Consider the following 22,275-nt stretch of genomic DNA (forward strand, 5'->3'; position numbering starts at 1 on the left):
TGACCGGGCAGAGCCGGGCGACACCGAACAAGGAGCAAGTGAGATGAGCACAGCCGCACTCGGTCTGCTGGCGGGAATGGCACTGGGATTCGCCGGATACTTCGGAGGCTTCTGGGCCTTCCTCCTGGTCCTGGTCCTCGGCGTGGTCGGCCTCGTCGTCGGGCGCCTCCTGGACGGCGAGGACATCAGGGACTGGCCACGGCCCCGATCCGAGGATCGGCGCCGATGACCCCGCAACCCGTTACGGCGCGCGAGCGCGGCGCCACTGTCATCCCGGACCGCGTGGTGGCCAGGATCGCCGCGCGGGCCGGCCGGGAGGCCCTCGCCGCGCAGCCGCACCGCCCCACGCGGCCCGCACCGTCGACCCCCGACGCGTCGGCGCACGTCCACGGCAGCTTCGCCCGCATCCGGCTGGCCGTCGAGCTGCCCTACCCGATCGACCTCGCCGCAGCCGCCCGCGAGCTACAGCGCCAGGTGACCCGGCGCGTGGGCCGTCTGACCGGACTCGAGGTCACCGAGGTCGCGCTCGCGATCCGCCGCCTCCTTCCCGAGGGCAGCGCCGGCAGCGCCGGCCGCGTCCACTGACACGCAGCGCACACCCCATCACCGAGCCCTTCCCGCGGAACACCGCCGGGACATTCGCCCGCCCACCGCCCCAGATCTCAAGGAGAGCCGGCATGACGCACCAGCACCCGGCCGTCTCCGACCCCGACCCCGAATCCGCCACCGCGCAGGGCGGCCCGCCCGAAAGCAGCCCGGCCGGCACACCAGCGGCCCACACCGAGCGCGGCCGTACGGCGTCGCGCTGGTGGTCCGAGCGGAGGGTTCCCGCCGCGATCGCGGCCCTCGTCATCCTGGCAGCCTGCGCGTTCACGCTGTTCGACGTCGTCCGGGTGCGCACCGGCCACACCGCCGCCGCCTGGCGCAAAACCCTCGCCGACGAACTCGCCACCCGGCCGATCAACGACCCGTGGGTCATCACCGGCGCGGCAGTGGCAGCCGCCCTCGGCCTGTTGCTGATCATCCTGGCACTCACCCCCGGCCGCCGACACCTCCTGCCCATGGCCGCCACCGACAACCCGGACGCACCACAGGCCGCCCTCGACCGAGACGGCGCCGCACGACTGCTGCGCGACACCGCCCTGCGCGTGCCGGGCGTCTCCCACGCCGACATCAGGGTGCGCCGGCGCCGGATCAACGCCCGTGTCCAGGTCGCCTTCCGCGACCTGGACACGGTGCGCACCGAGGTCACCGAAGCACTGACAGCACAGCTCGACGCCCTCGCCCTGGCCCGGGTACCCCGGCTCACGGTCCGGGCCCGCCGGCGGGGCCCGTGACCGTGCAGCCGCACAGAACGCCGGCCCCATCGCCATGGGAGACCATCTGATGAACTCTCACTCCGTCCTCAACCGGACCTTGCTGGCCCTCGCGGGCTTGGTCATGCTCGGCGGTGGCCTGCTCGTGCTTGTCGGCGCGCTGGACCTCTACCGGCGCTGGAGTCTCGATCCGCCCGCCGACTGGCCCCTCACCGGCCCGCACGACACCCTCCTGCCGGCCGCAGACCGCACCCGCTGGACGGACGAGGACTGGTGGTGGCCGACCGTCATCGCCGCTCTGGCCATCCTCATCGCCCTCGCCCTGTGGTGGCTGCTGGCACAGCTCCGCCACCGGCACCCCGGGCGCCTGCCGGTCGGCAACCCGCCCTGCGACGGCGTCGAACTGCACGACAGCGCCCTCGCCGACGCCATGGCCGCCGACGCCGCCCGACTCCCCGGCATCCACCAAGCGCACGTGAACCTGACCGGTCATCGTGACCACCCCCACGCGACCTTCGATCTCACCCTCGATCCGGACGCCCACCCCCGGGACATCCTCCGCGCCCTGGAAGGCACCCTGCACCGCGCCTGCCGGAGCACCGGATGGGAGCAACTGCCCGCCCGGGCCACGCTGCGCGTCGCCTCCCATCGGCCCCACCGCGCCGAATGACCCGCGACGACCAGGCCACGGCAACTCCGAGCAGGCCGGAGCGTGGGACGGGGCGGTGGGTTCGGAGCGGGAGTCGCGCAGCCGGGACGGCCGCCCGTACCCCACTCCCGACTCCCGGGGGCACTCCGCGATGACCGACACCACCCGCCCCGACCAGGAACCCGCCGCGCCGCGCCCGGGTGGCTGGAACTGGCCCCGCAGAGCAGCCGCCCGGCGTCCGTCCCGTCGGCTCGGCGGGTGGTTCCCGTCTTGTCACGCCGAGGTCCGGACGGCGGTGCCGTATTGACGGGCCGAGCCGTGCCGCGGATCCGGGACGGCCGCCGTGTGCCGGTGGCCGGCCGTTGCGGGCGGGCTCTCGGCGGGGGCTTGCCCCGGTGGCGGCGGGATGGCCGGAGGGTCCGCGGGTGTGGGGAGTGCCTGCGGGGGCCAGGGCCGGTGGGCGAGGTCGTGGCGCAGGGCGTCGAGTCTGCCCAGGCAGGCGTCGATGGTGGCGATGGCGGCGGTGCTGTGTTCGCGGACGCGGCGTTCGATGGCGGCGAGCCGGTCTTCGATGTGCTGCCAGCGCTCCTCGGCCGTGGTGCGGGTGTCAGGTGCGTCGTTGGTCGCTGTCATGGCGTAGGCGTTCGGTGCGGTCGGTGAGGTCGTCGAGGCGGGCGGCGAGGTCCGGATGGGCGGCGCCGAGGTGGGGCCGCATGGCGGCGAGGGGCGCTATCAGGCCGGCCGGGTCGGGGGCGCCGAGGGCGGCGGTGAGCGCGGTCACCGCGGGCCGGGCCCGGGGGGCCAGGCCGGGCGCGGCGGTGACCTGGGCGGCCAGCACGCGCAGGTCGGCGGCGTTGTCCCGGGCCCAGTCGCCGACCGCGCGCTCGGCGGCCCGCCGGTCGCGCACCGCTTTGACCCGCTCCGCGCCGGTCTCCGTGCCGGCTGAGGTGAGGTCGGGGCGCAGGCGCAGGTAGCGGTTCTCGGCGGCCTGGCGGCTGGCGACGCCCATCGGCTGGGCGAGCTCCGCCCAGGTGGCGCCGGCGTTGCGGGCGTTCTCCACCAGGCCCGCCTCCCAGCCCGCGAGCTCGGTGCGCAGCTCGCGCAGCAGCACCAGCGCGGCCAGCGCCGGCTCCGGCCCCCCGTCCGGCGCACCGACACCGGGCGGCGCGCCGGACCCGGCGTTGTGGGCGGTGCGGACGGCGTCGTCGATGGCGGCGAGCGCGGCGGCGGCGGCGAGGAAGGACGCCGGTCCTGTCGGCGGGCCGCTGCCGGTGGCGGGCGGGTCGGGGCGCTTTCCCACAGGTGTCACTCCTTTGGCGACATTGGGGTTTGTCATCGGATGGATGACATGTTAGAACGGATTCAGGTGAAGCGCACTGGCTCCCATAGCCCAACCACCTGGAGGTGTTTCGCGATGCTGCTGCGCACTGACCCGTTCCGCGAGCTGGACCGGCTGACCCAGCAGTTCCTCAACACGACCGGCACCTGGTCGCGTCCGACGCCGATGCCGCTGGACGCCTACCGCACCGGTGACGAGTACGTGATCTGCTTCGACCTGCCGGGGGTGGCCCCGGAGGCGATCGACATCGACGTCGAGCGGAACATGGTGACCGTCAAGGCTGAACGCCGCCCGCGCCAGGAGGGCGAGGGGGTGAAGTGGGAGCTGTCCGAGCGCCCGCTCGGCGTGTTCTCCCGCCAGGTCATGCTCTCCGACACCCTCGACCCGGAGGGGATCAGCGCCGACTACGACGCCGGCGTGCTGACCCTGAAGATCCCGGTCGCCGAGAAGGCCAAGCCCCGCAAGATCGCGATCAGCCACAGCGGCGACCGCAAGCAGATCCGGGCCTGACCCGTTCCCCCGATGCCGTTCCGGCCGCCCCTGATCTCTCCCCCCTCGAAGGGGCGGCCGGAACACCCCCACCCGTCAGCCGCCCTCCTCGGGCCGCCCGGACCGCGGACAGGGGGCAACGCCATGAACGCCCAGGGCAATGAACCCTTCGTGGTGCGGGCGCGCGGCGAGATCGACCTTCACGCCGCGCCCTCGCTGCGCCGTGCGCTGTCTGCCGCGCTCGCGTCGCACCGGGCGGTGGTGCTGGATCTGTCGGAGGTGACGTTCATGGACTGCGCGGGCCTGGGCGCCCTGGTTTGGGCCCGCAACCAGGCCGACCGCAGCGGCAGGCGTTTGGTCCTGCGCGGGGCCGGGCGCTGCGTGGTGCGGCTGCTCAAGCTCACCGGTCTGCACCGGCGTCTGGCCGTCGAGCCCTGACCATCGGCAGGCGACGTACCGGGCCGGCCGGGACGGAGGGAGAACCGCGATGACTCTTCAATGGGAGGCGTTCCTGGAGGAGGTCCGGGAACGTGGTGAGTACGCCACCCCACAGGAGGCCGAGCGGGCCGCCAGGGTCGTCCTGGCCCTGCTGGGTGCCCACCTGGTCGGCGACGTGCGCGCCGAACTGGCCGCCCGCCTGCCGGAGACCATGGCCCTGGTCCTGCTCAACCCCTTGCAGGCCGCCGAACCGCTCAGCCACGAGCGCTTCGTGCGCGCGACGGCGGCCTGGATCGAGGGCGCCACCGAGACCACGGCCCTGTGGGACATCGGCGCCGTCCTGTCCACGGTGGCCGACACGGCCGGCGACGACCTCACCGAGCGTGTCCTGCTCCAGCTGCCGCCCGGCTACGACCTCCTGTTCGGCCGGCCCCAGCCCGGCCACCGCCCCTGAACCCGTCCGCGCCGCCTGCCGCACCCGCCCGGCCGGCCCCGCCCCGGAAGGCCCCCGCCATGACCCGGTACCGCCTCCTTCTCCAGCAGGTCCGCACCCTCGGCCGCTACAACTGCGACGAGGAGGCCGAACGCGTCCTGCATGCCGTCCTGGCCGTCCTCGGCAGCCAGCTCACCGGTGAGGAACGCTGCGACCTCGCCGCAGTCCTGCCGGAGCGGGCCCGCGCGGTCTTCGCCTCGCAGATCCCGCTGCCCGAGCCGGTCGCCGCGCCGGCCTTCACCGAAGCCGTCGCCCACGCCCTGAACACCAGCCTCAGCCGCGCCCGCTGGGACACTTCCTCCGTCCTGGCCGCCCTCGCCGGCCTGGGCGGTGACCGGCTGACCGACCGGCTTCTCGCGGACCTGCCCCGCGGCTACGCCCTGCTGTTCGGCCGCGCCGACCTGATCGCCGCGGCGTGACCCGGGACCGGGTACGGGCCGTCATCGGCACGGTGCCGGACTTCCCCCACAGGGCGGGCATCCGCTCCGTTGCCCGGGCCGGCCGCCGGGGCGAGCGCGCATGCGCAGCGGCCACGACGCCAGGCGCAGGACCGACCGGAACGCCTGGCCGCGCAGGTCCGCGAGCCTGGTCGGCAAGGGTCAGCTCTGCCGGCGATTGCCGGATGGGCGGGCGGTGTCGAGGGCGTCGCGCAGGGCGTAGAGGTCGGTGATGGTGGCCAGTTCGGCGAAGCGGGCCAGCAGTCGGCGGACGGTGCGGTCGTCGCCGTCGTGCACGGCCTCGGTGATCGCCTCGATCAGGGCCGTCTGCTCGTCCCGGACCGTCTCCGGTGCCACGGGCGCCGGGTGTCCCACTGCCGCCTCCCTGCGCGGTGCCGCTCGGTACGTCGCTCGCGCGGCGGCGGCTCGGGGGGTTGCCGCCGCCGCGCAGCGGAAGACTACCTCCCTTCTCGCCTCCGCAAAATCTATGCGCGCCGGAGTAGACATTGCTCGCGGGTGGGTCTAACGTTTCTCTCGTAGACAGCAGTCGGCGATACCGGCCAGACACGAACTGGCCGGGGTTGTTGGACCGAAGTTCGCAGTTCGGTCCGGCAGTGGAGTTCCGAAGCCAGGCAGGTGCAGGACGGCGACGGGACTGACTGCCGGACCGGGCGGCCCGCAGGCATCAGGGGCCGCCACCAGCGGTACCAGTAGTACGCAGTTCAGTGATTGCAGTACCGGCAGTCGCTAGAGAGGCAGGGCCTCGGCAAAGGCGCCCAGACTGCGGGCGCGCGTGCCGAGGGGTCCGGGCAGTGGGGTTCCAGGCCAGCGCAGGTGCAGGACGGCCAGCGGGGCTGGCTGCCGGACCAGGTGGGCCACCGCGGCCACCGACCCGTAGTACGCAGTTCAGCAGGTGCAGTACCAGCAGTACGAAAAGCGACAGTTCAGTACAGAGGATGAACGGAGGGCGCAAGCGCCATCAGGATCGCCCGGCTCGTGAACACTCGCCCGGGCGGACACCGCAGACCCCAACGCAAGGACGGTGGTTTCCGGTCACGCATACGCGATCCCCGCACACCCCTCTCCCGGGGCAGTGCGGAAGTAGAAGGACCGGCCCAGGCCGGTAGATGGTGTTGTTCCCCTTCGGGGCCCCGGAGCCGACACGGCCCCGGGGCCCCTCGACGCGTTCTCCCGGAGAACCAGAGAGGTGCAGTGACTACAACGGCCAGCCCCGACACACCCGACAAACTCGACGACGACGACTACCCCGCCTACACCATGGGCCGCGCCGCCGAGATGACCGGCACCACCCCCGGCTTCCTGCGAGCCCTCGGCGAACACCGCCTCATCACCCCGCTGCGCTCCGGCGGCGGACACCGCCGCTACTCCCGCTACCAACTGCGCATCGCCATGCGTGCCCGCGACCTCGTCGACCAGGGCACCCCCATCGAAGCCGCCTGCCGCATCGTCATCCTCGAAGACCAACTCGAGGAAGCCCTGCGCCTCAACGAACAACTCCGCCGCTCCCAGCACGACCAGGAGCCCACCACGGACACCTGACCCGACCGGCAATCCGGCCGACAGCCGCACGCGGAGCCTATGGACAGATTCTGTAGGCTCCGTCGCGGCGGTGGCGTGCCCGACCCGGACGAGGGCGACCAGGGCGCCGACCACCCGACGGACCGGCTCGCGAAGGTCTCGCCCGGTCGGGGCAAGGGGCCCGGCGCCGCCTCCGCAGACACCTCTACCGGCAGATGCCGACGACGAGGGGCAGCCCGGAGCGGTCGGACAGGACGTGCACCTTGGAGCCGGGCTTGCCCCGGTCGACGGGGCTGGGACCGGTGCGGAGACCTCTTTTTCAAGATCGGCCGCACCTACCCGGCCGACTGACCCCCTTGCCTGGCGGGCCGCCGGTTCCAGCGGCACCGGGTTCCAAGCAGTACCGGGTTCCAGCCGTCCGGGTTCCAGTGGTCCCGGGTTTCCGGTGTCGGTGCTGACCTGCCAGGTTCATCGTGCATCATGGACGCCGCCCTCACCCCGACCGGCCCGGCCCGCCCAGGCCCAGGCCGCCTTCCCCCCGCGGAGCGCCTTCGCCATGAACACCTCCCGCCTGCTGGGCCGGGCCGCCACCGTCACGGCGGTCGTGGCCGGATCCCTCGTACTGGCCGTGCCGGCCTTCGCCCATGTGGAGGTCGAGTCCGAGACGGCCCAGGCACTGGCGACCAACGCCACGGTCACCTTCACCGCCGAGGCCGAGTCGACCACCGCCGGCCTCGCCAAGTTCCAGGTCGTCCTGCCCGAAGGCATCGCCCCCGCCGACGTGGCCCTGGCCGACGCCCCGGCCGGCTGGACCCTCGCCGCCACGCCCGACGGCTTCACGGTCGGCGGCCCTGCGCTCGCCCCGGGCAAGGACGCGGTCTACAAGATCACCATCAAGCAGCTGCCCAACGCCGACGAGCTGGTCTTCAAGACCCTGGAGACCTACAGCGACGGCCGGATCGACCGCTGGATCGAACTGCCCAAGGCCGGCACCGAGCCCGAGCACCCCGCCCCCACCCTCAAGCTCGCCGCAGCTGCGCCGGGAGCCACCCCCGTCGGCACGCCGTCCGCCGCGCCCTCCGCCGCCACGCCGTCCGCGTCCGCCAGCGCCTCGGCGTCGGCCGTCCCGTCGGTGCCGGCCACCGCGTCGGGCGCCCCGAGCGTGACGGCCTCGCCCGGCGTGACGGCGACCGCCTCGACCGGCGACTCGTCATCTGCCGCCCCCATCGCCATCGGTGCCGCCGTGGTGGTCGTACTCGCTGCGGGCGGTGCCTGGTGGTGGCGCCGCAAGCGCACCGGCGCCGGCTGACGTTCCGCAACCGCCGTCGCAGTGCCCGGCCCTCGTGCTGCGAGGGCCGGGCACAGCGTTGTCGGTGGCAGGTGGCAGGTAGCAGGTCCCGCTCAGTCGACGTGCAGGGTGAGTTCGGCGGTGTGCAGTTGCCCCGCGGTCTGGAACTGGAGGAACACCCGCCAGTCACCGGGCTCGGCGAGCAGGGCCCGGAAGCTCAGGGTGTGCCCGCCGTGGTCACCGTTCACCGGGTTCGCGGGGTGGAGGTGGGCCAGCGCCTGGTCGCCTTCGTGGAAGGCACTGAGGTGGGCGTAGCTGTCGAGGTAGGGCTGGAGGTCGGTGACCGGGCGGCCGTCCTGGCTGATGGTGGCAACCAACCGGTGTGCGCCGGCCATCGGTTGGGCGTGCAGGGTGACGGTGTAGCCGTCGACGGTGGTGCTGTCGCTCGCGCCGAAGCACGCGCCGTGCGGAGCCGAGGGGACCCGGCATCACTGCAACTGGAGACCTGGGACGGGAAGCGCGATAACCGAAAGTCGCGACGGGAGCGCAACTCCCTGCGTGGCACCGACGGCTATCGGTGCCACGCAGGGCGCGTGGTGGGGCAGGCGCGGACGGTTCGACCTGCCCGGTGGCGGCTGCGGAGCGCATGGTGACCGCCCCGGTGAGGGTCGTACGGATTGCCCTGAGCGGGCTCCCGGGGCCGCGCTACTGGCCGGCCCCGGGAGCCCACGGCTTCAGCCGGCGAACTCGTGCACGCCCCACCAGCCGGTGGAGTCGTGGTAGAGGCCGACACCGATCTCCTTGTACTTGGGGTTGATCTGTGCGGCGTGGTGCCCGGGCGACTCGGTCCACATCTTCTGGAACTGCTCGGCGGCCTGTTGCCCGGTCAGGGAGGCGTCGCTCCACATCACGATGCACTCCCCGGTCAGCGTCCGGCTGCCGGTGAGGCTGGGACCGGCACCCGAGGCGTTCGCCGAGTGGGCGAAACCGGTCTCGCGCATGTGCTGGGCCCACTTCACCGCGAAGTCCGTCAGGTCGGCCTTGACGACCAGGGCCGGGACGCCGTTGCGGGCGCGTTCCTCGTTGATCAGCCGCAGCGACAGCGCCTCGGCGCTGCCGGCCGGGTAGTCCGACGCCGAGGTGTCGGGGTTCGGTACGGTCCTGGGCGGCGCCGTGGTGTCGGGTCGTGCTGTGCCGGGGGTCGGCGCCTTGGTGACGGGGCTCGGTGCGGCGCCGGTCGGCGGCCTGCTCGGAGCCTTGGCTGCGGCGGGGCTCGAAGGAGCCCTGGTGGCCGGCGCGGTCGATGCACCGGCGGTGGCCGTGCTCGCTGCCGGGGACGGGGTGGCCGAGGCCGTGGTGTCGGCCTGCGGGGATGCCGAAGGCGACGCGGCCGCCGCCGAGGAGACGGCTGCGGACGGCGAGTTACCGGTACCCGCGGCCGTTGCTGCCGCCGTCGCCGGTGCCGTTGCTGCCACGACACCGGCCCTGCCTGCGGCCGCCTCGTCGGCCTCCGGACCGCATGCGCTCAGCGCGGCTGCGATCACCCCGACGGTCACGACAACCGCCACTCCCTGCTTGCGACGTATGGATTGCATGAGCGGAGATGGACTTCCCTGGTTTCGCCCGGCGGCTGGGAGCGGCACCGCGATTGTTCACACCGCACCTGCTGTCCCGCCGGTCGGCGCCTCGTGCGCCGACACCAGAGGAGACCGGTGGCCTCGGTGGCGATAACACTTACTGATCGGTCGGCAAGCCGTCCTCCGCCGTTCAGCCGGTCGGAGCCTGCCAGGGCTGGAACCACGGGTCGGGCCACTGTTCGGCGGCGGCCAGCAGCGGGAACAGGGTGGCGCAGTCGATGGTTCCGCGGATGATGTCGGCGTGACCGCCGTGTCGGGAGGTCTCCTCGATGAGGTGCAGCAGCACCCAGCGAACGGACCGGTTCTTCACGTCGGCGGGGAACCACGGCAGTCCCTGGGGGACGGGCAGGGCCTGGCCGAGATCGGCGATTCCGGCGATCACCGCATCCGTCTCCCGGGCAGCGGCCTCGTACTGGTCCGGCACGTCTGCGAGCGTCTCCTCCGCGGTGAGTACGAATTCGGCGGAGTCGCTCTCGTCCGCCGTTCGCTGTTGGCCGCGCTGCCGCTGGAGGATCGGGTCTGGCAGTAGAGTCCGCTGAAAACCTGCTGCAAGAATTTGCATAGCGAGAGGGTCCAGCCATGCCGAGAGTCGTCCCGCCCGTCGCCGATGAGCGCACAGCGCTGACCGCCTTCCTGGCCCACCAGCGGCGCGCGCTGCGGGTCACCGCTTACGGTCTGACCGAGGATCAGGCCCGCATGGATACGCGGCCAGCACCGCGGCCAGGGCTCGTCCGGGGCGAGCCGGAACTCGTCCGCGCCCGACTCGTCCGGCTCGTCCGGCTCGTTCGACTCGTCCGCGAGCGGACCGACGCGGTGATCGCCGGCATCCCGGACCTCGGGCAGGCCGTTCCGGTGCCGCAGGGGGCTCGATGGGTTCCCGCCGAGGTCACGGAATGGTCGATCCGCTGGGTACTGCTGCACCTGATCGAGGAGACGGCACGGCACGGCGGTCACGCCGACGTCATCCGCGAGAGCATCGACGGCGCAACCTTCGACCCGCTGCTCGCCGCAGCCGAGGCGTGGCCCGATCCGTGGGTCCAGCCGTGGGAACCCGTGGCCCCGAGCGTCAGTTGACGGCAGGTGCCGATCGATCGATCACGCATCCGCGTCGGGCTGCGCCTCGAAGGGCGGGCCAGGCGAACAGGCCGGCTCCGGCGGCGGCGTCATGCCGGGTGGATGAGGCGGCTCTCGTAGGCGAAGATCACGGCCTGTATCCGGTCGCGGAGTTCGAGCTTGGTCAGGATCCGCCCCAGATGGGACTTCACGGTCGCCTCCGCGAGGTACAGGGTGGCCGCGATCTCGGTGTTGGACAGGCCGCGGCCCACCTCGATGAGCACCTCGCGTTCACGGGTGCTGAGCCGGCTCAGCCGCTCGTCGAGCGCGGAGCTGCTGCCGTCGGGGAGCGGGCGGAGGTGCTCCAGCAGGCGTCGGGTGATCCGCGGGGAGACCACCGCGTCGCCCGCGGCGACGCTGCGGATCGCGGTGAGGAACTCCTCGGGCCTGGTGTTCTTCAGCAGGAAGCCCGAGGCTCCGGCGTTGAGTCCGGCGAAGGCGTACTCATCCAGGTCGAAGGTGGTGAGGATCAGCACTCTGCTCTGCGGGGAGGTCCTGATGAGCTGTCGGGTCGCCTCGATCCCGTCGGTCCCGGGCATCCGGACGTCCATGAGGACGACATCGGGGCGCAGCTCCCGGGCGAGGCGTACGGCCTGGATGCCGTCCGCGGCTTCGCCGACCGGGGCCATGTCGGGCTGGGCCTCCAGGACCGTGCTGAAGGCCATCCGGAGCAGTGCTTCGTCGTCGGCGATCAGGATGCGGATCGTCATGCGGACGCCACTTCGCTGCTGCCGAGGAGGAGGCGGGTACGGACTCCCCAGCCGCCGCCCGGAAGCGGTCCGGCCTGCAACGTCCCCCCGTAGGCGGCCGAGCGCTCGCGCATGCCGGGGATGCCGTGGCCGGACGGTGTGGCGGCGGGCGGCGGCGGGCAGGGGCCGTTGTCGGTGACGTCCACGGTGACGGTCCCGGTCGAGCACCGTATCCGGACCTTCGCGTGCGTGCCGGTGGGTGTGTGCTTGAGGGCGTTGGTCAAGGCTTCCTGTACCAGGCGGTAGACCGTGAGTTGTGCGGTGGCGGGTATGTGGGTGTGGCCGCCGTGGACGTGGAGGCGGGTCGGCAGTCCGGCGGCGCACATCTGGTCGGCGAGGGCCTCCAGTTGTGCGATGCCGGGCAACGGGTGGCGCTCCGCGTCCGGTTCGTCGGTCCGCAGGATGCCCAACGAGCGCCGCATGTCGGTCAGGGCCTGCCGGCCCGTCTCGGACACCTGGAGCATCGCGGCGGTGGTCCTGTCGGGCGACCGGTGCTGCGCGTAGACGGCGGCGTCGGTGAGCGCGACCATCACGGACAGGTTGTGGGTGACGATGTCGTGCATCTCCCGGGTGATGCGTGTCCTTTCCTCGGCGACGGCCAGCCGTGCCTGTTGTTCCTGTTCGTGTTCCAGGCGTGCGGCCCGTTCCTCCAGGGCCGCGAGGTAGGCGCGGGTGGTCCGCACGTTCACACCGAGGACGGCGGCGGCAACGGCCATCGCGGTGACCGCGATGAAGGGGGTCAGGAACGCGCCTTCCGTCGCCCAGCGCAGGCAGGCCACAAGGGCTCCTGCCTCCACGAGGGCACCGGCGACGAGCGTGCCGCGCCGGCCCGAGTTCGCGGCCGCGGTGTAGAGGGCCACCAACAAGGCGATGTCCGCCGGCAGCGGGACGTCCATCAGCCACTGGACGAAGGCCGCGGCTGTCACGGCGCCGAACACCGTGAGCGGAGCCCGGCGCCGCCACACCAGGGGCAGCGCAAGGGCGGCGGTGAGGGCCCCGGCCACCGGCAGCTCCTGCGGCGCGTGCGTGGTCACGACGTTGAGGAGGAGAAGCGCCGGCAGTAGCGAGTCCCACAGCACGGGTGGCAGCCGGGAGCCCCGGCGTCCGGCGGCGGTCAGCAGTCGCGCCGCTCGTGCGGAGGCCAGGTCGGCGTACCTCGTCAGCCGCGAGGCCGTCCCCGCCCACCACACCGGGTTCCGGTCCTGGTCCCGGTAGCGCATCCGCACCCGCACCAGCTCCCGTACCCGCACCCGGTCCCGTACCCGCACCAGCTCCCGCACCCGGTCCCGCACCCGCTCCCGGTGGCGCACCCGGTGGGCCTTGCCGGGTTCCGCGGCCGCCTCGGTCATCACACGTCCCTGTCGATCCAGCATCATGGTGGCCCCGGCCGGGGCTGCCGCCGCGTACGGCCTGGTCCGGGTCGAGTACGGGGAACGCACGCCTCGCGCCGCCCCGGCACGTACCGCAGCCCCTGTCACGTTAGGCCGCGGGCGCAGCGGAGCACATTAGCCCACCGTCTGATGACACCGTGCCGAGGTACGACCGCAGGAGGAGTCCCGATACCTCCCGGGGTCGCACGGCGGCCGCTGGTCCGGCGTGCTCGATTGCTGCTCCGGTTGCAGGGGGACCTGCCACGGATTGCGATCCCGGTTGCACACGACGGCGACCCGGGATCGATGTGGCGGCGCACACCCGGCGCCGAGTATGGCCGGGTGACCGAGATCATCACGGGACTGAACATGTCCCCCCTGGAAATCCTTGTCCTGCTGGGTGCCGTCGCACTGGTGGTGGCGCGCTGGCTTCCCCCCGCCGCCCGCCCACGCGTCACGACCGCGGCGGGGGCGGTTCTCGTGCTCTCCGCGATCGTGCTGGGTGTGGCGGGGATGCGCTGGCAGATGCTGCCGGTACTGGCGGGCGCCGCCTTCGCGTTGCCGTTCGCCTTCGCTCCCCTGCTGCGACGCCGTTCCGGCCGGTCGGCGTGGCGGGCCCGCTGGTGGCTGGCGTTGCCGGGGTCGGTGGCCTGCGCCGGCCTGATCGCGACGGGCCCGGTGGCCGCCTGGGCCTTTCCCGTGCCCGAGTTCCCCGAACCGTCGGGCGACTTCGCGGTCGGCACCCGCGTGGTCCAGTGGACCGACCCACGCCGCCCCGAGACCTTCACCGCGGATCCGGACGACCGGCGCACGGTCGTGGTCCAGCTCTGGTACCCCGCGCCGAAGAGCCCCGCAGGCACCCAGCGGGCCCAGTACCTCGGACGCACGGAGCACGAGGCGCGCACCGTCTCCGACGCCCTCGCCCGCGAAGTCGGCCTGCCGGGCTTCCTGGTCGACGGTGTTCCGCGTGCCCGCACCCGTTCGGTCCTCGACGCCCCGGTGGACAGCAAGGGGGGACGGTTCCCCGTCGTACTGTTCTCTCCCGGGTCGGGCGGAGTGCGCACCCAGAACACCGCCTGGGCGGAGGAACTGGCCAGCCACGGCTATGTGGTCGCCGCCCTCGACCACCCGTACGACTCCGCTGCCGTCGTCCTCGCCGACGGCCGGACGATCAACACGGAGACCGCCTCCAGCGGCGACCCGGACAAGGACGAGGAACTGGCGGCCGGCTGGACAGCGGTTCGCGCCGCCGACCTCAGCTTCGTCCTCACCCAGCTGGACGATCTGGACCGAGGCGGGACCGCCGACCCGCTGAGCGGGCGTCTGGACACCAGCCGGGCCGCGGTGACCGGCCACTCCATGGGTGGTGCCGCCGCCCTGCAGGCAGCCAGGCAGGATCACCGGTTCGACGCCGTCATCGATCTGGACGGCTACCCCCACGGCCCCGCCTCGCCCTCCCTCGACCGGCCGACGCTCGCGCTCACCCAGGCCGTCACCGCGGCAACCGACCCGCGCTACATGCCCCGCCTCACCGAGGCGCTCAAGGCCGGCACCACGACGAGCTACCGGCTCACCATCCCCGGCGCCGCACATCTCACGTTCATGGACGGCCCCCTGTATCTGCCGCCCGTGCCCTCGATAGTCGGCTCCCTGGGCCGCACCGAGAGCCCGCGCGTCGTCGCCGCAGCCACCCTCGCCTTCCTCGACGCCGTTCTTCGGGGCGAACCCGGCGACCTGGCCGGCGTTCTGCCGGCCTACGGCAACCTCACCGTCTACCAGCCGGACAACAGCCGCTGACCGGCTGCACTCGACCGGGGCACGTACGACAGCCGGACGAGGACGACGAGACCATCGGCCGGAGAGACCGGAGCCCGGTTCTTGGCGGGGCCTTGACGAGCTGCCGGTTCTCCCGGCCTCAGCCGAGGCCGGGGACGAACTGGACGAGCAGGTCGATGGTCTTGATGCCGAGGAAGGGGAGGACGAGCCCGCCGAGGCCGTAGACGCGCAGGTTGCGGCGGAGCAGGTCGGTGGCGGAGGCGGGGTGGTAGCGGACGCCGCGCAGGGCGAGCGGGATCAGGGCGACGATGATCAGGGCGTTGAAGATGATCGCGGAGGCGATGGCGGACCTCGGACTGTGCAGGCCCATGATGTTGAGGTGCGCGAGGCCCGGGTGGGAGCCGACGAACATCGCGGGGATGATCGCGAAGAACTTGGCGACGTCGTTGGTGATCGAGAAGGTGGTCAACGCGCCCCGGGTGATGAGGAGTTGCTTGCCAACGCGGATGATCTCGATCAGCTTGGTGGGGTTGGAGTCGAGGTCGACCATGTTCCCGGCCTCCTTGGCGGCCGGGGTGCCGGTGTTCATGGCGACGCCGACGTCGGCCTGGGCGAGGGCGGGCGCGTCGTTGGTGCCGTCGCCGGTCATCGCGACCATGTTGCCGGCCGCCTGCTCCCGCTTCAGGTAGGCGAGTTTGTCCTCGGGGGTGGCCTCGGCGAGGTAGTCGTCGACACCCGCCTCGGCGGCGATCGCGCGGGCGGTGAGCGGATTGTCGCCGGTGACCATCACGGTGCGGATGCCCATCCGGCGCAGCTCGGCGAAGCGTTCGGCGATGCCCTCCTTGACCACGTCCTTGAGCTCGATCGCGCCCAGCGCGCGGGCGCCGTGGCGGTCGTGGACGGCGACCAGCAGCGGGGTGCCGCCGGCGGCGGAGATGCGGTCGACGAGGGGTTCGGCCTCGGTGGGCAGGCGGCCGCCGGAGCGCACCACCCAGTGGGCGACGGCGTTCGCGGCGCCCTTGCGGACCAGACAGGTGGTGCCGTCGGGCCAGGCGAGGTCGACGCCGCTCATCCGGCTCTGTGCGGTGAACGGGACGGTGGTCTGCTCGCCCAGTTCGCCCTCGGCGCGCGGCGGTACCCAGTACTGGCGGTCGGTCAGCTCGATGACGGAGCGGCCCTCGGGGGTCTCGTCGGCGAGCGAGGCGAGCTGGGCGGCCTCGGCGAGCTGTTCGACGCCGGCGCCGGGGAGTGGGTGGAGGGCGGTGGCGCGGCGGTTGCCGTGGGTGATGGTGCCGGTCTTGTCGAGCAGCAGGACGTCGACGTCGCCGGCCGCCTCGACCGCGCGGCCGGAGAGCGCGACCACGTTGCGCTGGACCAGGCGGTCCATGCCGGCGATGCCGATCGCGGAGAGCAGCGCGCCGATCGTGGTCGGGATGAGGGCCACCATGAGGGCCACCAGGACGACGGTGGTCTGCGGGGAGCCCGCGTAGATCGCCATCGGCTGGAGCGAGACGACGGAGAGGACGAAGACGATGGTGAGCGAGGCGAGCAGGATGTTGAGCGCGATCTCGTTCGGGGTCTTCTGCCGCTCCGCGCCCTCGACCAGGGCGATCATGCGGTCGATGAAGCTCTGACCCGGCCGGGAGGTGATCCGGACGACGAGCCGGTCGGAGAGGACCCGGGTGCCGCCGGTGACGCTGGTGCGGTCGCCGCCGGACTCGCGGATGACGGGCGCGGACTCGCCGGTGATCGCCGACTCGTCCACGGCCGCGACGCCCTCGATCACCTCACCGTCGCGGGGGATCACCTCGCCGGCGGGGACGAGCACGATGTCGTGCAGGAGGAGGTGCTCGGCGGGGATGGACTCGTGGCGGTGGTCGGTGCCGCCGACCCGCCAGTGCAGCAGGCGGCGGGCGGTGGTGCCGGTCTGCGCCCGGCGGAGGGAGTCGGCCTGGGCCTTGCCACGGCTCTCGGCGACGGCCTCGGCGAGGTTGGCGAAGAGCACGGTGAGCCAGAGCCAGAAACTGATCACCCAGGCGAACACGCCCGGGTGGACGACGGCGGTGAGGGTGGTGAGGGCGGAGCCGGTCTCGACCACCAGCATGACGGGGTTCCTGGCCATGGTGCGCGGGTGGAGCTTGCGTACCGCGGCGGGGAGGGCTTCGCGGAGCTGGCGTGCGGTGATCAGCCGGCGGCGCCCGGGCCGCGGTGCGCCGGGGCGGTGGCCCGGGTGCGGGGGCGTCGGCTCGGTGCTGCCGGCCTTCGGGCGGCGGAACCGGTCGGGCCTCGGTGCGGGCTGTTCGGTGGTGGTGGCCGGTGAGGTGAGGGCCGAGCGGCGCATCGGTGCTGGGACCTTCCGGAGCCGCCCCGGGGGAGCGGGGCGGATGGGGACGGGAGCGGGGGACGCCGCACAGCGAAGCACCGGATCTCCGCACGCCATCCGCGTCTTGACGCCCGCTTGGCACGACACCGGACGTCCTTGACACGACCCTGACGCGACGACCTCGCCACCACCGCCGGCACCGGCGGAGCAGCCCTGGCAGCCGCGCTCGTCCTGACCGCCCTCGGTGTCCGGCCCAGGCTGCGGGTCTTCGTCTTCGCCTGACGCGGCCCGTGGTGTTGGGAACGCGTTCACGGCGCATCAGGAACTCGTCAACGTGTCTATCTGGCTGAAGAGTTGACCGTTAGCGTGCCGGTGATCACCAAGCACGGGGTACATGGGGGAGCAGTGGCGGACAATTTCCGGGTCGACGCGAGTGAGCTCGGCCAGGTGTCGAAGGAGCTGCGGGAGGCGACCGGCAGCATGGCCGGGGCGATGCACGCGCTCGACAAGGCCTCGCCGCAGGTGGCCGGCCACCTCGCGCTGGACGGGGCCTGCGGGCACTTCGGCGGCGAGTGGAAGTACGGGCTGAAGCAGCTGAACGAGACGCTGCACGCCATCGGCGAAGGCCTGGACGCCACGGCGAAGGCGTACCGGGAGACCGACGAGGCGATCAAGGGTGCACTGACCCCGAAGGCGGCCGCCTGATGGCGGGCCCGGGACAGGCTCAGGGCTTCGGCCGGCCGGGCTGGGGGCCGAAGGTCGAGCGGGACGGCTTCGACGCCCTCGGGTTCGACCCCGCACCGGGCAGTTTGAGCGGTGTCGACACCCTCGTCAAGGACCTCAAACTGGCGGCCAAGGAGCTGAACGAGGCCCGCGGCAGCGTCCAGCGGGCCTCGCGGAACGGCCAGGCGTGGCAGGGCGAGGCGGCGGACGCCTTCTCGGCCCGGATCGCCAAGCTACCCGGGCAGTTGGACACGGCGCACGCCTCGTTCTCCTCGGCCTCGGCCACGATGGCCGGGTGGCGGGAGCAGCTGGCGGCCATGCAGACGAAGGCCGACGACCAGGAGGCCCGCGCCAAGGCCGCGAAGGCGAAGCGGAAGAAGGCGGCGGACGACCCGGACCTCAAGCTCGGCGGGCTCTGGTTCGACGACGGGCAGAAGGCTCAGGAGGCGACCGCGAAGCTGCGGGCCGCCGAGGCTCGGCTGAAGACCGCCGACGCCGAACTGGACGTGATCATCGCCCAGGCGGAGGAGCTGCGCGCCGAGCACGACCGGGTGGCCCAGGAGGCCGCGCAGGCGGTCTCGAAGGCCGGCGACGCGGCTCCGGACGGGCCCGGCTGGTTCGCGAAGCTGATGGACGGGGTGAAGCAGCTCGCGGCGGCCCACATCCAGCTCGCCAAGGACGCCGCGAAGTGGGCGAAGGACCACGCCAACGCCATCGCCGCGGTCGGCGACCTGCTCTCCAACGCGAGCACGCTCGTCGGTCTGGCGGCCGTCGGGGTGGCGGCGGTCGGGGTGTTCTTCCCGCCCCTGGAGGTGGCCGCGGCCGGCCTGGGTGCGGTGTCGATGGGGCTCTCCGGTGCGGCGCTGGGCGCCCACGCCGTTGCCAAGGCCGCCGGCGCGGACGTGCCGCCGCTGAGCCTCGCGGTGGACGTCATGGGCGTCGTCCCGGTCATCGGCACGGTGGGCAAGACCGGCAAGCTCGCCACCTCGCTCTTCGCCCGCGAGGCGGTCGGCAACGGGGTGAGTCTGGGCGGTACCGGCATCACCCTGGACGGCTGGTCCAAGGACGCCGCAGGCCTGCAGCAGTTCCTCCCGCGCGGCGGCCGGCAGTGGGGAGAGCTGCTGGTCCCCGGCGGGCCGCTGATCATCGGGCTGGAGAACGCCTGGGAGGACGGCTCCAGGAAGGACGGCTCGCAGAAGGACGGCTTGCAGAAGGACAAGGAAGCTGCGGGCAAGGGGAGTTGAAATCATGGACCTGAGCCGGACGGCTCTGCTGCTCGACGGTCGGCCGAGCGTCGACCAGCCCGTCAACCTCTTCTCCTTCGGGGAGGCCGAGATGCGCTGGCTGTGCTGGCTCTACGGCTACCGCCTGGAGGGGTTCAAGCAGTTCTCCGACCGCTTCGGGAGCGCCCGGGTGCGGGCCGTGCTCGACCCGGACCCGAGGGCCGCCGCAAGGGCGGAGTGGATGCGCCGCCCGGACCTGCGCCCGGGCGTGTCCTCGCCGGTGCCGTGGGGCCCGCCGCAGCCCGGGGGCCCGACGGTGTGGACGCCGCCGGGCTGGCCGTCGGGCCTCGGGCCGGTGCGGCCCGCGCCGGACCGGATGCCGGTGCCCTCCGCGGAGGAGATCGAGGCGAGGTACAGCCCGCGGGCGCTCCTCGGCCTCGGTGTCGTGCTCGGCGTCGCCGGGCTCGTTCTGGCCTGGTCGGTCCCGGTGGCCGGCGGGATCCTCGCCGTGCTCGCGGCGTCCTGCCTGCTCGGCGTCCGGCCGTACGCCCGCTACCGGGACCGGCTGCTGGCCCGCGCCGGCGAGCGCCGTCCGATGTACCCGGAGGACGGCGGGGCGGTCCCGCCGCCCGGACCGCCTCCCGCTCCCCGCGCGGGTGAGCGGAACGATCGAGGGGAGAGGCAGTGAACCCGGCCACGGCCACCGGCAGCGTGGAGTTCGACGTCCCGGAGGTCTTCGAGGCGTTCCGCGCCACCGACGACCCGGAGGAGGCGTACGAGCTGGTGCTGGGCCGGCTCGGCGAGCAGGCCGGTGACCTCGGCGCCGACCGGCGCAGAGCGCTGACCGACCTCTACCTGGCCGGCTCGGCGGCGCTGGGCGAGCTCGACGCGATCTGGTCGGGCACCTGTGTCGGGAGCGTCGACGGGCGGGTGTCCATGGCGACGCTGACGGTCACCCGGCTGGAGACGGCCGACGACGCGCCGCAGGAAGCGGTGGCCGCAGCTCTGACTGAGCTTCTCGCTCCCGTGCCGGCCCCTGCCGACGGGCGCGGGCCCCAGCGACTGGTGCGCCGCTTCGAAGCCCCGGCCGGCCCGGTGGTCGTCTCCCTGGAGCAGACCCCGGGCTGGCAGCTCACGGGAGAGCAGCACGTCCCGCTGCTCTCCGCCAAGGCCCACCTGCCGCTGCCGCCGCCACTGCCCGGCGTCCTGATCGCCGAGCTGACCACCCCGGACGCGGACCACTGGGCGGACGGCTACGCGCCGCTGTTGGTCGCCTTCCTGCGCAGCGTCCGCTTCCGGGTGCCGGACGTGCCGACCGCCGAGGGCCGGCCGGTCCCGCCCGCTGCGGACCCGTTCGGGACCACGCTGACCTGACGTCCGGCCTGGGCGCCGCTCAGCGGGGTGGCCGCACCGTCCCCGGTCCCGCACCGCCACCCCGTAGGTCGGCGGTGCGGACCCGGGGCTCGGGTTGCGCCGACACCCACCGTCCATCTCTGACCGACCATCAATGATGGTCCATCCCGCCGTTTCGAGGCCGAGGCCGGAGGCGTAGTGTGCCGAATGTGATCGAACTGAACTTCCGGGCGGCGGATCGGAATCGTCCGACAAAGTTGTACGTGGTGCTGGCACTTGTCGTCCTGGTCGTCGAGGGGTCCGCCGCCTTCACCCGGCTCGGCGCGGTGGGCTTCGCCTGGCTGGCGGGCGGGAGCATCGTCCTCCTCGCCCCGGTCGTCCTCCTGTCGTACCGGAGCTGGAGCAGGGTCGGGGCCGACGGAATAACCATCTGTTGGGGCCTTGGGCGCGGCCGCACCTACCCCTGGCCCGAGATCCGGTGGATCGACGTGCGCGAGTCCAAGGGCCAGAGCTCGTCGTCGTACGCGGTTCGGATGTTCCTGGAGAGCGGGCGGCGTCGGTCGCTGCCCGGGCTCTACCGCAGCGACGCGCATCCGGCCCCCGACTTCGACGAGCAGTTCCAGCGGGTCGTCAACTGGTGGGAGCTGAGCACGGACCCGGCCGCACGGGTCCGGCCCTCGAAGCAGTTCCGGGACCGGCTGACTCCCGCCGTGCTCGGCCTCGCCCTCGTCTTCGTACCCGTTGTCGTCGTGGCGGCCGTCGTTCTCGTGGTCCTCGCGCCGCACTAGACGAGTGGCTCCGATGTACTCGGCCGCATCTGACAGCTCTTTCCGGCCTGAGCGCATGACGGACGATCTTGGCAGGCGTCATGGGAGTCCGACCTTGAAGGAGTGACGCCCGTGAAACTGGTCTCCGACCCGGCGTACACCCCGAACGTGGTCCGCTTCATCCAGGGCGTCACGACGGCCGACGAGTTCGTCGCGCAGACCAAGCAGGCCTCCGTCGACTACTGGAAGGCCAACCCGTGAGCACGACCGCCACCGCCACCGCGACCCTGGCCTCACCGCTGGAACGGCGCCGCGGGCGGATCTTCGGACCGTTCGTGGCGCCGGCGGTGGCCCTGTACACCGCCCTGTTCACCGGCCCGTGCCCCGCACCCGACCCGGGCGCCACGCACGAGCCGCAGGTGCCCGGGTTCGACGGGCGCTGAATCCGATCACCGGAAGGGCTCCCCGGTCTGCGGGCAGCACGGGGTCGGCCGGAGGCCGGCCGCCGCGGGGCGGCCCACCGCTCGACCTGTTTCGTCCTTCGGTGGTCAGCAGGTCAGGTACGAGTGACGTCCTTCGTGTCGCGGGTGGCGACCGACCGGAGGTGCTCCTCGAAGAACCTGCGGGGGTCGCCGCCCATCCGGGCGAGCATCACCAGGGCGGACAGGGCCACGTCGCAGGTCTCCTTGCGCACGTCGTCCCAGTCGTGGGAGTGGCCTTTCCGGGGGTTGGCGCCGAGCGCCCCGATGACGGCCTCGGCGACCTCCCCGGCCTCCTCCTGGAGCTTGAGGGCCTGTACGGCCCAGCGCTGCTCGTCGCTGCGGTCGAAGTGTGAATCGAGCTTTGCCGCAAGGGAGTTGACGATATCCCAGATCTCTTCCATGGGGAGGATCCTGCCCGTGTTCGAAGGGGTCGATCAAGCCGGGCGGTTCCCGGCGAGCCTGGGTCTTTTCGATTTCCTGCCGGGGCGGGAAGGTGCCTCCGTGCAGGCGATGGCCACCTCCTCGGCGATTCCGGTCGGCCTCGGTGCTGCTCGATCGGCCGATCCGCGTGAGTGTGTGCCTGTTCCACCACCGTTCACAAAGGCCTCGGTGGCCACTTCGGCCCCAGCACGTGACAGTTCTCCGATCCGGTCCGGGAATCGCCACCCGTCGGTGGTCGGATCAATTCGGTCGTTGAAATTCGTACATATTTGACGATCCATCAGAGGAGTTTTGGCGAACCATCACCGCTGCTTCTGAATGGCCTGTGAT

General features: G+C 72.7%; 29 protein-coding genes and 1 pseudogene. 19 read left to right on the forward strand and 11 right to left on the reverse strand.

The window, feature by feature from the left end:
* Nucleotides 1-43 precede the first annotated feature (43 nt).
* The 4 genes from J5Y04_RS14080 (at nt 44) to J5Y04_RS14095 (ending at nt 1,986) form a co-directional block, all read left to right on the forward strand.
* A complete protein-coding gene (locus J5Y04_RS14080; protein ID WP_209412324.1) occupies nt 44-229 on the forward strand; it encodes a hypothetical protein in 186 nt (61 codons plus the stop codon).
* Nucleotides 226-585 (forward strand): Asp23/Gls24 family envelope stress response protein, encoded by a 360-nt coding sequence (locus J5Y04_RS14085; RefSeq protein WP_209412325.1) that lies wholly within the window; start codon nt 226-228, stop codon nt 583-585. Before J5Y04_RS14080 ends, J5Y04_RS14085 begins: the two co-directional genes overlap by 4 nt.
* A 92-nt stretch (nt 586-677) precedes the next feature.
* On the forward strand, nt 678-1,337 hold the full coding sequence (locus J5Y04_RS14090; protein ID WP_209412326.1) for a DUF6286 domain-containing protein: 660 nt from the start codon (nt 678-680) through the stop codon (nt 1,335-1,337).
* 49 nt (nt 1,338-1,386) lie between these two features.
* Nucleotides 1,387-1,986: an alkaline shock response membrane anchor protein AmaP gene (locus J5Y04_RS14095; RefSeq protein WP_209412327.1), complete on the forward strand. Its 600-nt coding sequence runs from the start codon at nt 1,387-1,389 to the stop codon at nt 1,984-1,986.
* A 252-nt stretch (nt 1,987-2,238) separates the two neighbouring features.
* Here the strand turns inward: J5Y04_RS14095 and J5Y04_RS14100 are convergent, their stop codons facing one another.
* Both J5Y04_RS14100 and J5Y04_RS14105 read right to left on the reverse strand, forming a co-directional pair.
* Nucleotides 2,239-2,598 carry a hypothetical protein gene (locus J5Y04_RS14100; RefSeq protein WP_209412328.1) on the reverse strand — a complete coding sequence of 120 codons (360 nt, stop codon included), beginning with the start codon at nt 2,596-2,598 and terminating at the stop codon, nt 2,239-2,241.
* The gene (locus tag J5Y04_RS14105) at nt 2,573-3,265 is read right to left on the reverse strand and encodes a hypothetical protein (RefSeq protein ID WP_209412329.1); all 693 of its coding nucleotides are present in this window, start codon (nt 3,263-3,265) and stop codon (nt 2,573-2,575) included. Before J5Y04_RS14105 ends, J5Y04_RS14100 begins: the two co-directional genes overlap by 26 nt.
* Before the next feature lie 114 nt (nt 3,266-3,379).
* Here J5Y04_RS14105 and J5Y04_RS14110 point away from each other — a divergent pair, with 114 nt between their 5' ends.
* From J5Y04_RS14110 to J5Y04_RS14125, 4 genes are all read left to right on the forward strand, one after another.
* The gene (locus tag J5Y04_RS14110) at nt 3,380-3,814 is read left to right on the forward strand and encodes an Hsp20/alpha crystallin family protein (protein ID WP_209412330.1); all 435 of its coding nucleotides are present in this window, start codon (nt 3,380-3,382) and stop codon (nt 3,812-3,814) included.
* 123 nt (nt 3,815-3,937) lie between these two features.
* Nucleotides 3,938-4,231: an STAS domain-containing protein gene (locus J5Y04_RS14115; RefSeq protein ID WP_209412331.1), complete on the forward strand. Its 294-nt coding sequence runs from the start codon at nt 3,938-3,940 to the stop codon at nt 4,229-4,231.
* 49 nt (nt 4,232-4,280) lie between these two features.
* Nucleotides 4,281-4,685, forward strand: a complete 405-nt coding sequence (locus J5Y04_RS14120) for a DUF2267 domain-containing protein (RefSeq protein ID WP_209412332.1) — start codon at nt 4,281-4,283, stop codon at nt 4,683-4,685.
* A gap of 59 nt (nt 4,686-4,744) precedes the next feature.
* Nucleotides 4,745-5,143, forward strand: a complete 399-nt coding sequence (locus J5Y04_RS14125; RefSeq protein ID WP_209412333.1) for a DUF2267 domain-containing protein — start codon at nt 4,745-4,747, stop codon at nt 5,141-5,143.
* Nucleotides 5,144-5,323: 180 nt separating this feature from the next.
* On the opposite strand, the gene J5Y04_RS14130 is transcribed toward J5Y04_RS14125, so the two are convergent.
* Nucleotides 5,324-5,518: a hypothetical protein gene (locus J5Y04_RS14130; protein WP_209412334.1), complete on the reverse strand. Its 195-nt coding sequence runs from the start codon at nt 5,516-5,518 to the stop codon at nt 5,324-5,326.
* Nucleotides 5,519-6,373: 855 nt separating this feature from the next.
* Here J5Y04_RS14130 and J5Y04_RS14135 point away from each other — a divergent pair.
* Nucleotides 6,374-6,721 carry a MerR family transcriptional regulator gene (locus J5Y04_RS14135; protein ID WP_209412335.1) on the forward strand — a complete coding sequence of 116 codons (348 nt, stop codon included), beginning with the start codon at nt 6,374-6,376 and terminating at the stop codon, nt 6,719-6,721.
* A gap of 199 nt (nt 6,722-6,920) precedes the next feature.
* Here J5Y04_RS14135 and J5Y04_RS14140 read toward each other — a convergent pair.
* Nucleotides 6,921-7,019 (reverse strand): annotated as a pseudogene (locus tag J5Y04_RS14140) (IS5/IS1182 family transposase); the annotation flags it as partial.
* Between the two features lie 237 nt (nt 7,020-7,256).
* Between J5Y04_RS14140 and J5Y04_RS14145 the strand changes: the two are divergent.
* Complete coding sequence (locus J5Y04_RS14145; protein ID WP_209412336.1) at nt 7,257-8,009, forward strand: DUF1775 domain-containing protein; 753 nt, start codon at nt 7,257-7,259, stop codon at nt 8,007-8,009.
* Nucleotides 8,010-8,101: 92 nt separating this feature from the next.
* On the opposite strand, the gene J5Y04_RS14150 is transcribed toward J5Y04_RS14145, so the two are convergent.
* The 3 genes from J5Y04_RS14150 to J5Y04_RS14160 all read right to left on the reverse strand — a co-directional run bounded on the left by J5Y04_RS14150 (nt 8,102) and on the right by J5Y04_RS14160 (nt 10,187).
* Nucleotides 8,102-8,383, reverse strand: a complete 282-nt coding sequence (locus J5Y04_RS14150) for a hypothetical protein (protein ID WP_209412337.1) — start codon at nt 8,381-8,383, stop codon at nt 8,102-8,104.
* 339 nt (nt 8,384-8,722) lie between these two features.
* Nucleotides 8,723-9,583, reverse strand: a complete 861-nt coding sequence (locus tag J5Y04_RS14155) for a CAP domain-containing protein (protein WP_209412338.1) — start codon at nt 9,581-9,583, stop codon at nt 8,723-8,725.
* A gap of 172 nt (nt 9,584-9,755) precedes the next feature.
* Entirely contained in the window at nt 9,756-10,187 is a 432-nt protein-coding gene (locus J5Y04_RS14160) for a DUF664 domain-containing protein (protein WP_245204768.1), read from the reverse strand.
* 17 nt (nt 10,188-10,204) lie between these two features.
* Between J5Y04_RS14160 and J5Y04_RS14165 the strand changes: the two genes are divergently transcribed.
* Nucleotides 10,205-10,699 carry a DUF664 domain-containing protein gene (locus J5Y04_RS14165; protein WP_209412339.1) on the forward strand — a complete coding sequence of 165 codons (495 nt, stop codon included), beginning with the start codon at nt 10,205-10,207 and terminating at the stop codon, nt 10,697-10,699.
* A gap of 89 nt (nt 10,700-10,788) precedes the next feature.
* Here the strand turns inward: J5Y04_RS14165 and J5Y04_RS14170 are convergent, their stop codons facing one another.
* Nucleotides 10,789-11,448 (reverse strand): response regulator transcription factor, encoded by a 660-nt coding sequence (locus J5Y04_RS14170; protein ID WP_209412340.1) that lies wholly within the window; start codon nt 11,446-11,448, stop codon nt 10,789-10,791.
* Nucleotides 11,445-12,566, reverse strand: a complete 1,122-nt coding sequence (locus tag J5Y04_RS14175) for a sensor histidine kinase (protein WP_374106023.1) — start codon at nt 12,564-12,566, stop codon at nt 11,445-11,447. The genes J5Y04_RS14170 and J5Y04_RS14175 overlap by 4 nt, the downstream gene beginning before the upstream one ends.
* A 597-nt stretch (nt 12,567-13,163) precedes the next feature.
* Between J5Y04_RS14175 and J5Y04_RS14180 the strand changes: the two genes are divergently transcribed.
* Nucleotides 13,164-14,654: a dienelactone hydrolase family protein gene (locus tag J5Y04_RS14180; RefSeq protein WP_209412341.1), complete on the forward strand. Its 1,491-nt coding sequence runs from the start codon at nt 13,164-13,166 to the stop codon at nt 14,652-14,654.
* Between the two features lie 118 nt (nt 14,655-14,772).
* Here the strand turns inward: J5Y04_RS14180 and kdpB are convergent, their stop codons facing one another.
* Nucleotides 14,773-16,974 carry a potassium-transporting ATPase subunit KdpB gene (kdpB, locus tag J5Y04_RS14185; protein WP_209412342.1) on the reverse strand — a complete coding sequence of 734 codons (2,202 nt, stop codon included), beginning with the start codon at nt 16,972-16,974 and terminating at the stop codon, nt 14,773-14,775.
* 387 nt (nt 16,975-17,361) lie between these two features.
* Between kdpB and J5Y04_RS14190 the strand changes: the two genes are divergently transcribed.
* The 7 genes from J5Y04_RS14190 (at nt 17,362) to J5Y04_RS14215 (ending at nt 21,465) form a co-directional block, all read left to right on the forward strand.
* On the forward strand, nt 17,362-17,661 hold the full coding sequence (locus tag J5Y04_RS14190) for a type VII secretion target (protein ID WP_209412343.1): 300 nt from the start codon (nt 17,362-17,364) through the stop codon (nt 17,659-17,661).
* Nucleotides 17,661-18,923: a putative T7SS-secreted protein gene (locus J5Y04_RS14195; RefSeq protein ID WP_209412344.1), complete on the forward strand. Its 1,263-nt coding sequence runs from the start codon at nt 17,661-17,663 to the stop codon at nt 18,921-18,923. Before J5Y04_RS14190 ends, J5Y04_RS14195 begins: the two co-directional genes overlap by 1 nt.
* Before the next feature lie 4 nt (nt 18,924-18,927).
* Nucleotides 18,928-19,590, forward strand: coding sequence for a hypothetical protein (locus J5Y04_RS14200; protein WP_209412345.1), 663 nt, complete (start codon nt 18,928-18,930; stop codon nt 19,588-19,590).
* Nucleotides 19,587-20,276 (forward strand): hypothetical protein, encoded by a 690-nt coding sequence (locus J5Y04_RS14205; protein WP_209412346.1) that lies wholly within the window; start codon nt 19,587-19,589, stop codon nt 20,274-20,276. The genes J5Y04_RS14200 and J5Y04_RS14205 overlap by 4 nt, the downstream gene beginning before the upstream one ends.
* A 242-nt stretch (nt 20,277-20,518) precedes the next feature.
* Nucleotides 20,519-21,043 carry a PH domain-containing protein gene (locus J5Y04_RS14210; protein WP_209412347.1) on the forward strand — a complete coding sequence of 175 codons (525 nt, stop codon included), beginning with the start codon at nt 20,519-20,521 and terminating at the stop codon, nt 21,041-21,043.
* 111 nt (nt 21,044-21,154) lie between these two features.
* The gene (locus J5Y04_RS42870; protein WP_256463492.1) at nt 21,155-21,283 is read left to right on the forward strand and encodes a hypothetical protein; all 129 of its coding nucleotides are present in this window, start codon (nt 21,155-21,157) and stop codon (nt 21,281-21,283) included.
* Nucleotides 21,280-21,465, forward strand: a complete 186-nt coding sequence (locus J5Y04_RS14215; RefSeq protein WP_209412348.1) for a hypothetical protein — start codon at nt 21,280-21,282, stop codon at nt 21,463-21,465. The genes J5Y04_RS42870 and J5Y04_RS14215 overlap by 4 nt, the downstream gene beginning before the upstream one ends.
* Before the next feature lie 113 nt (nt 21,466-21,578).
* Here the strand turns inward: J5Y04_RS14215 and J5Y04_RS14220 are convergent, their stop codons facing one another.
* Nucleotides 21,579-21,905: a MazG-like family protein gene (locus tag J5Y04_RS14220; RefSeq protein ID WP_209412349.1), complete on the reverse strand. Its 327-nt coding sequence runs from the start codon at nt 21,903-21,905 to the stop codon at nt 21,579-21,581.
* Between the last annotated feature and the right edge of the window lie 370 nt (nt 21,906-22,275).

It is taken from the genome of Kitasatospora sp. RG8 (assembly GCF_017813315.1).
Taxonomy (GTDB): Bacteria; Actinomycetota; Actinomycetes; order Streptomycetales; family Streptomycetaceae; genus Kitasatospora.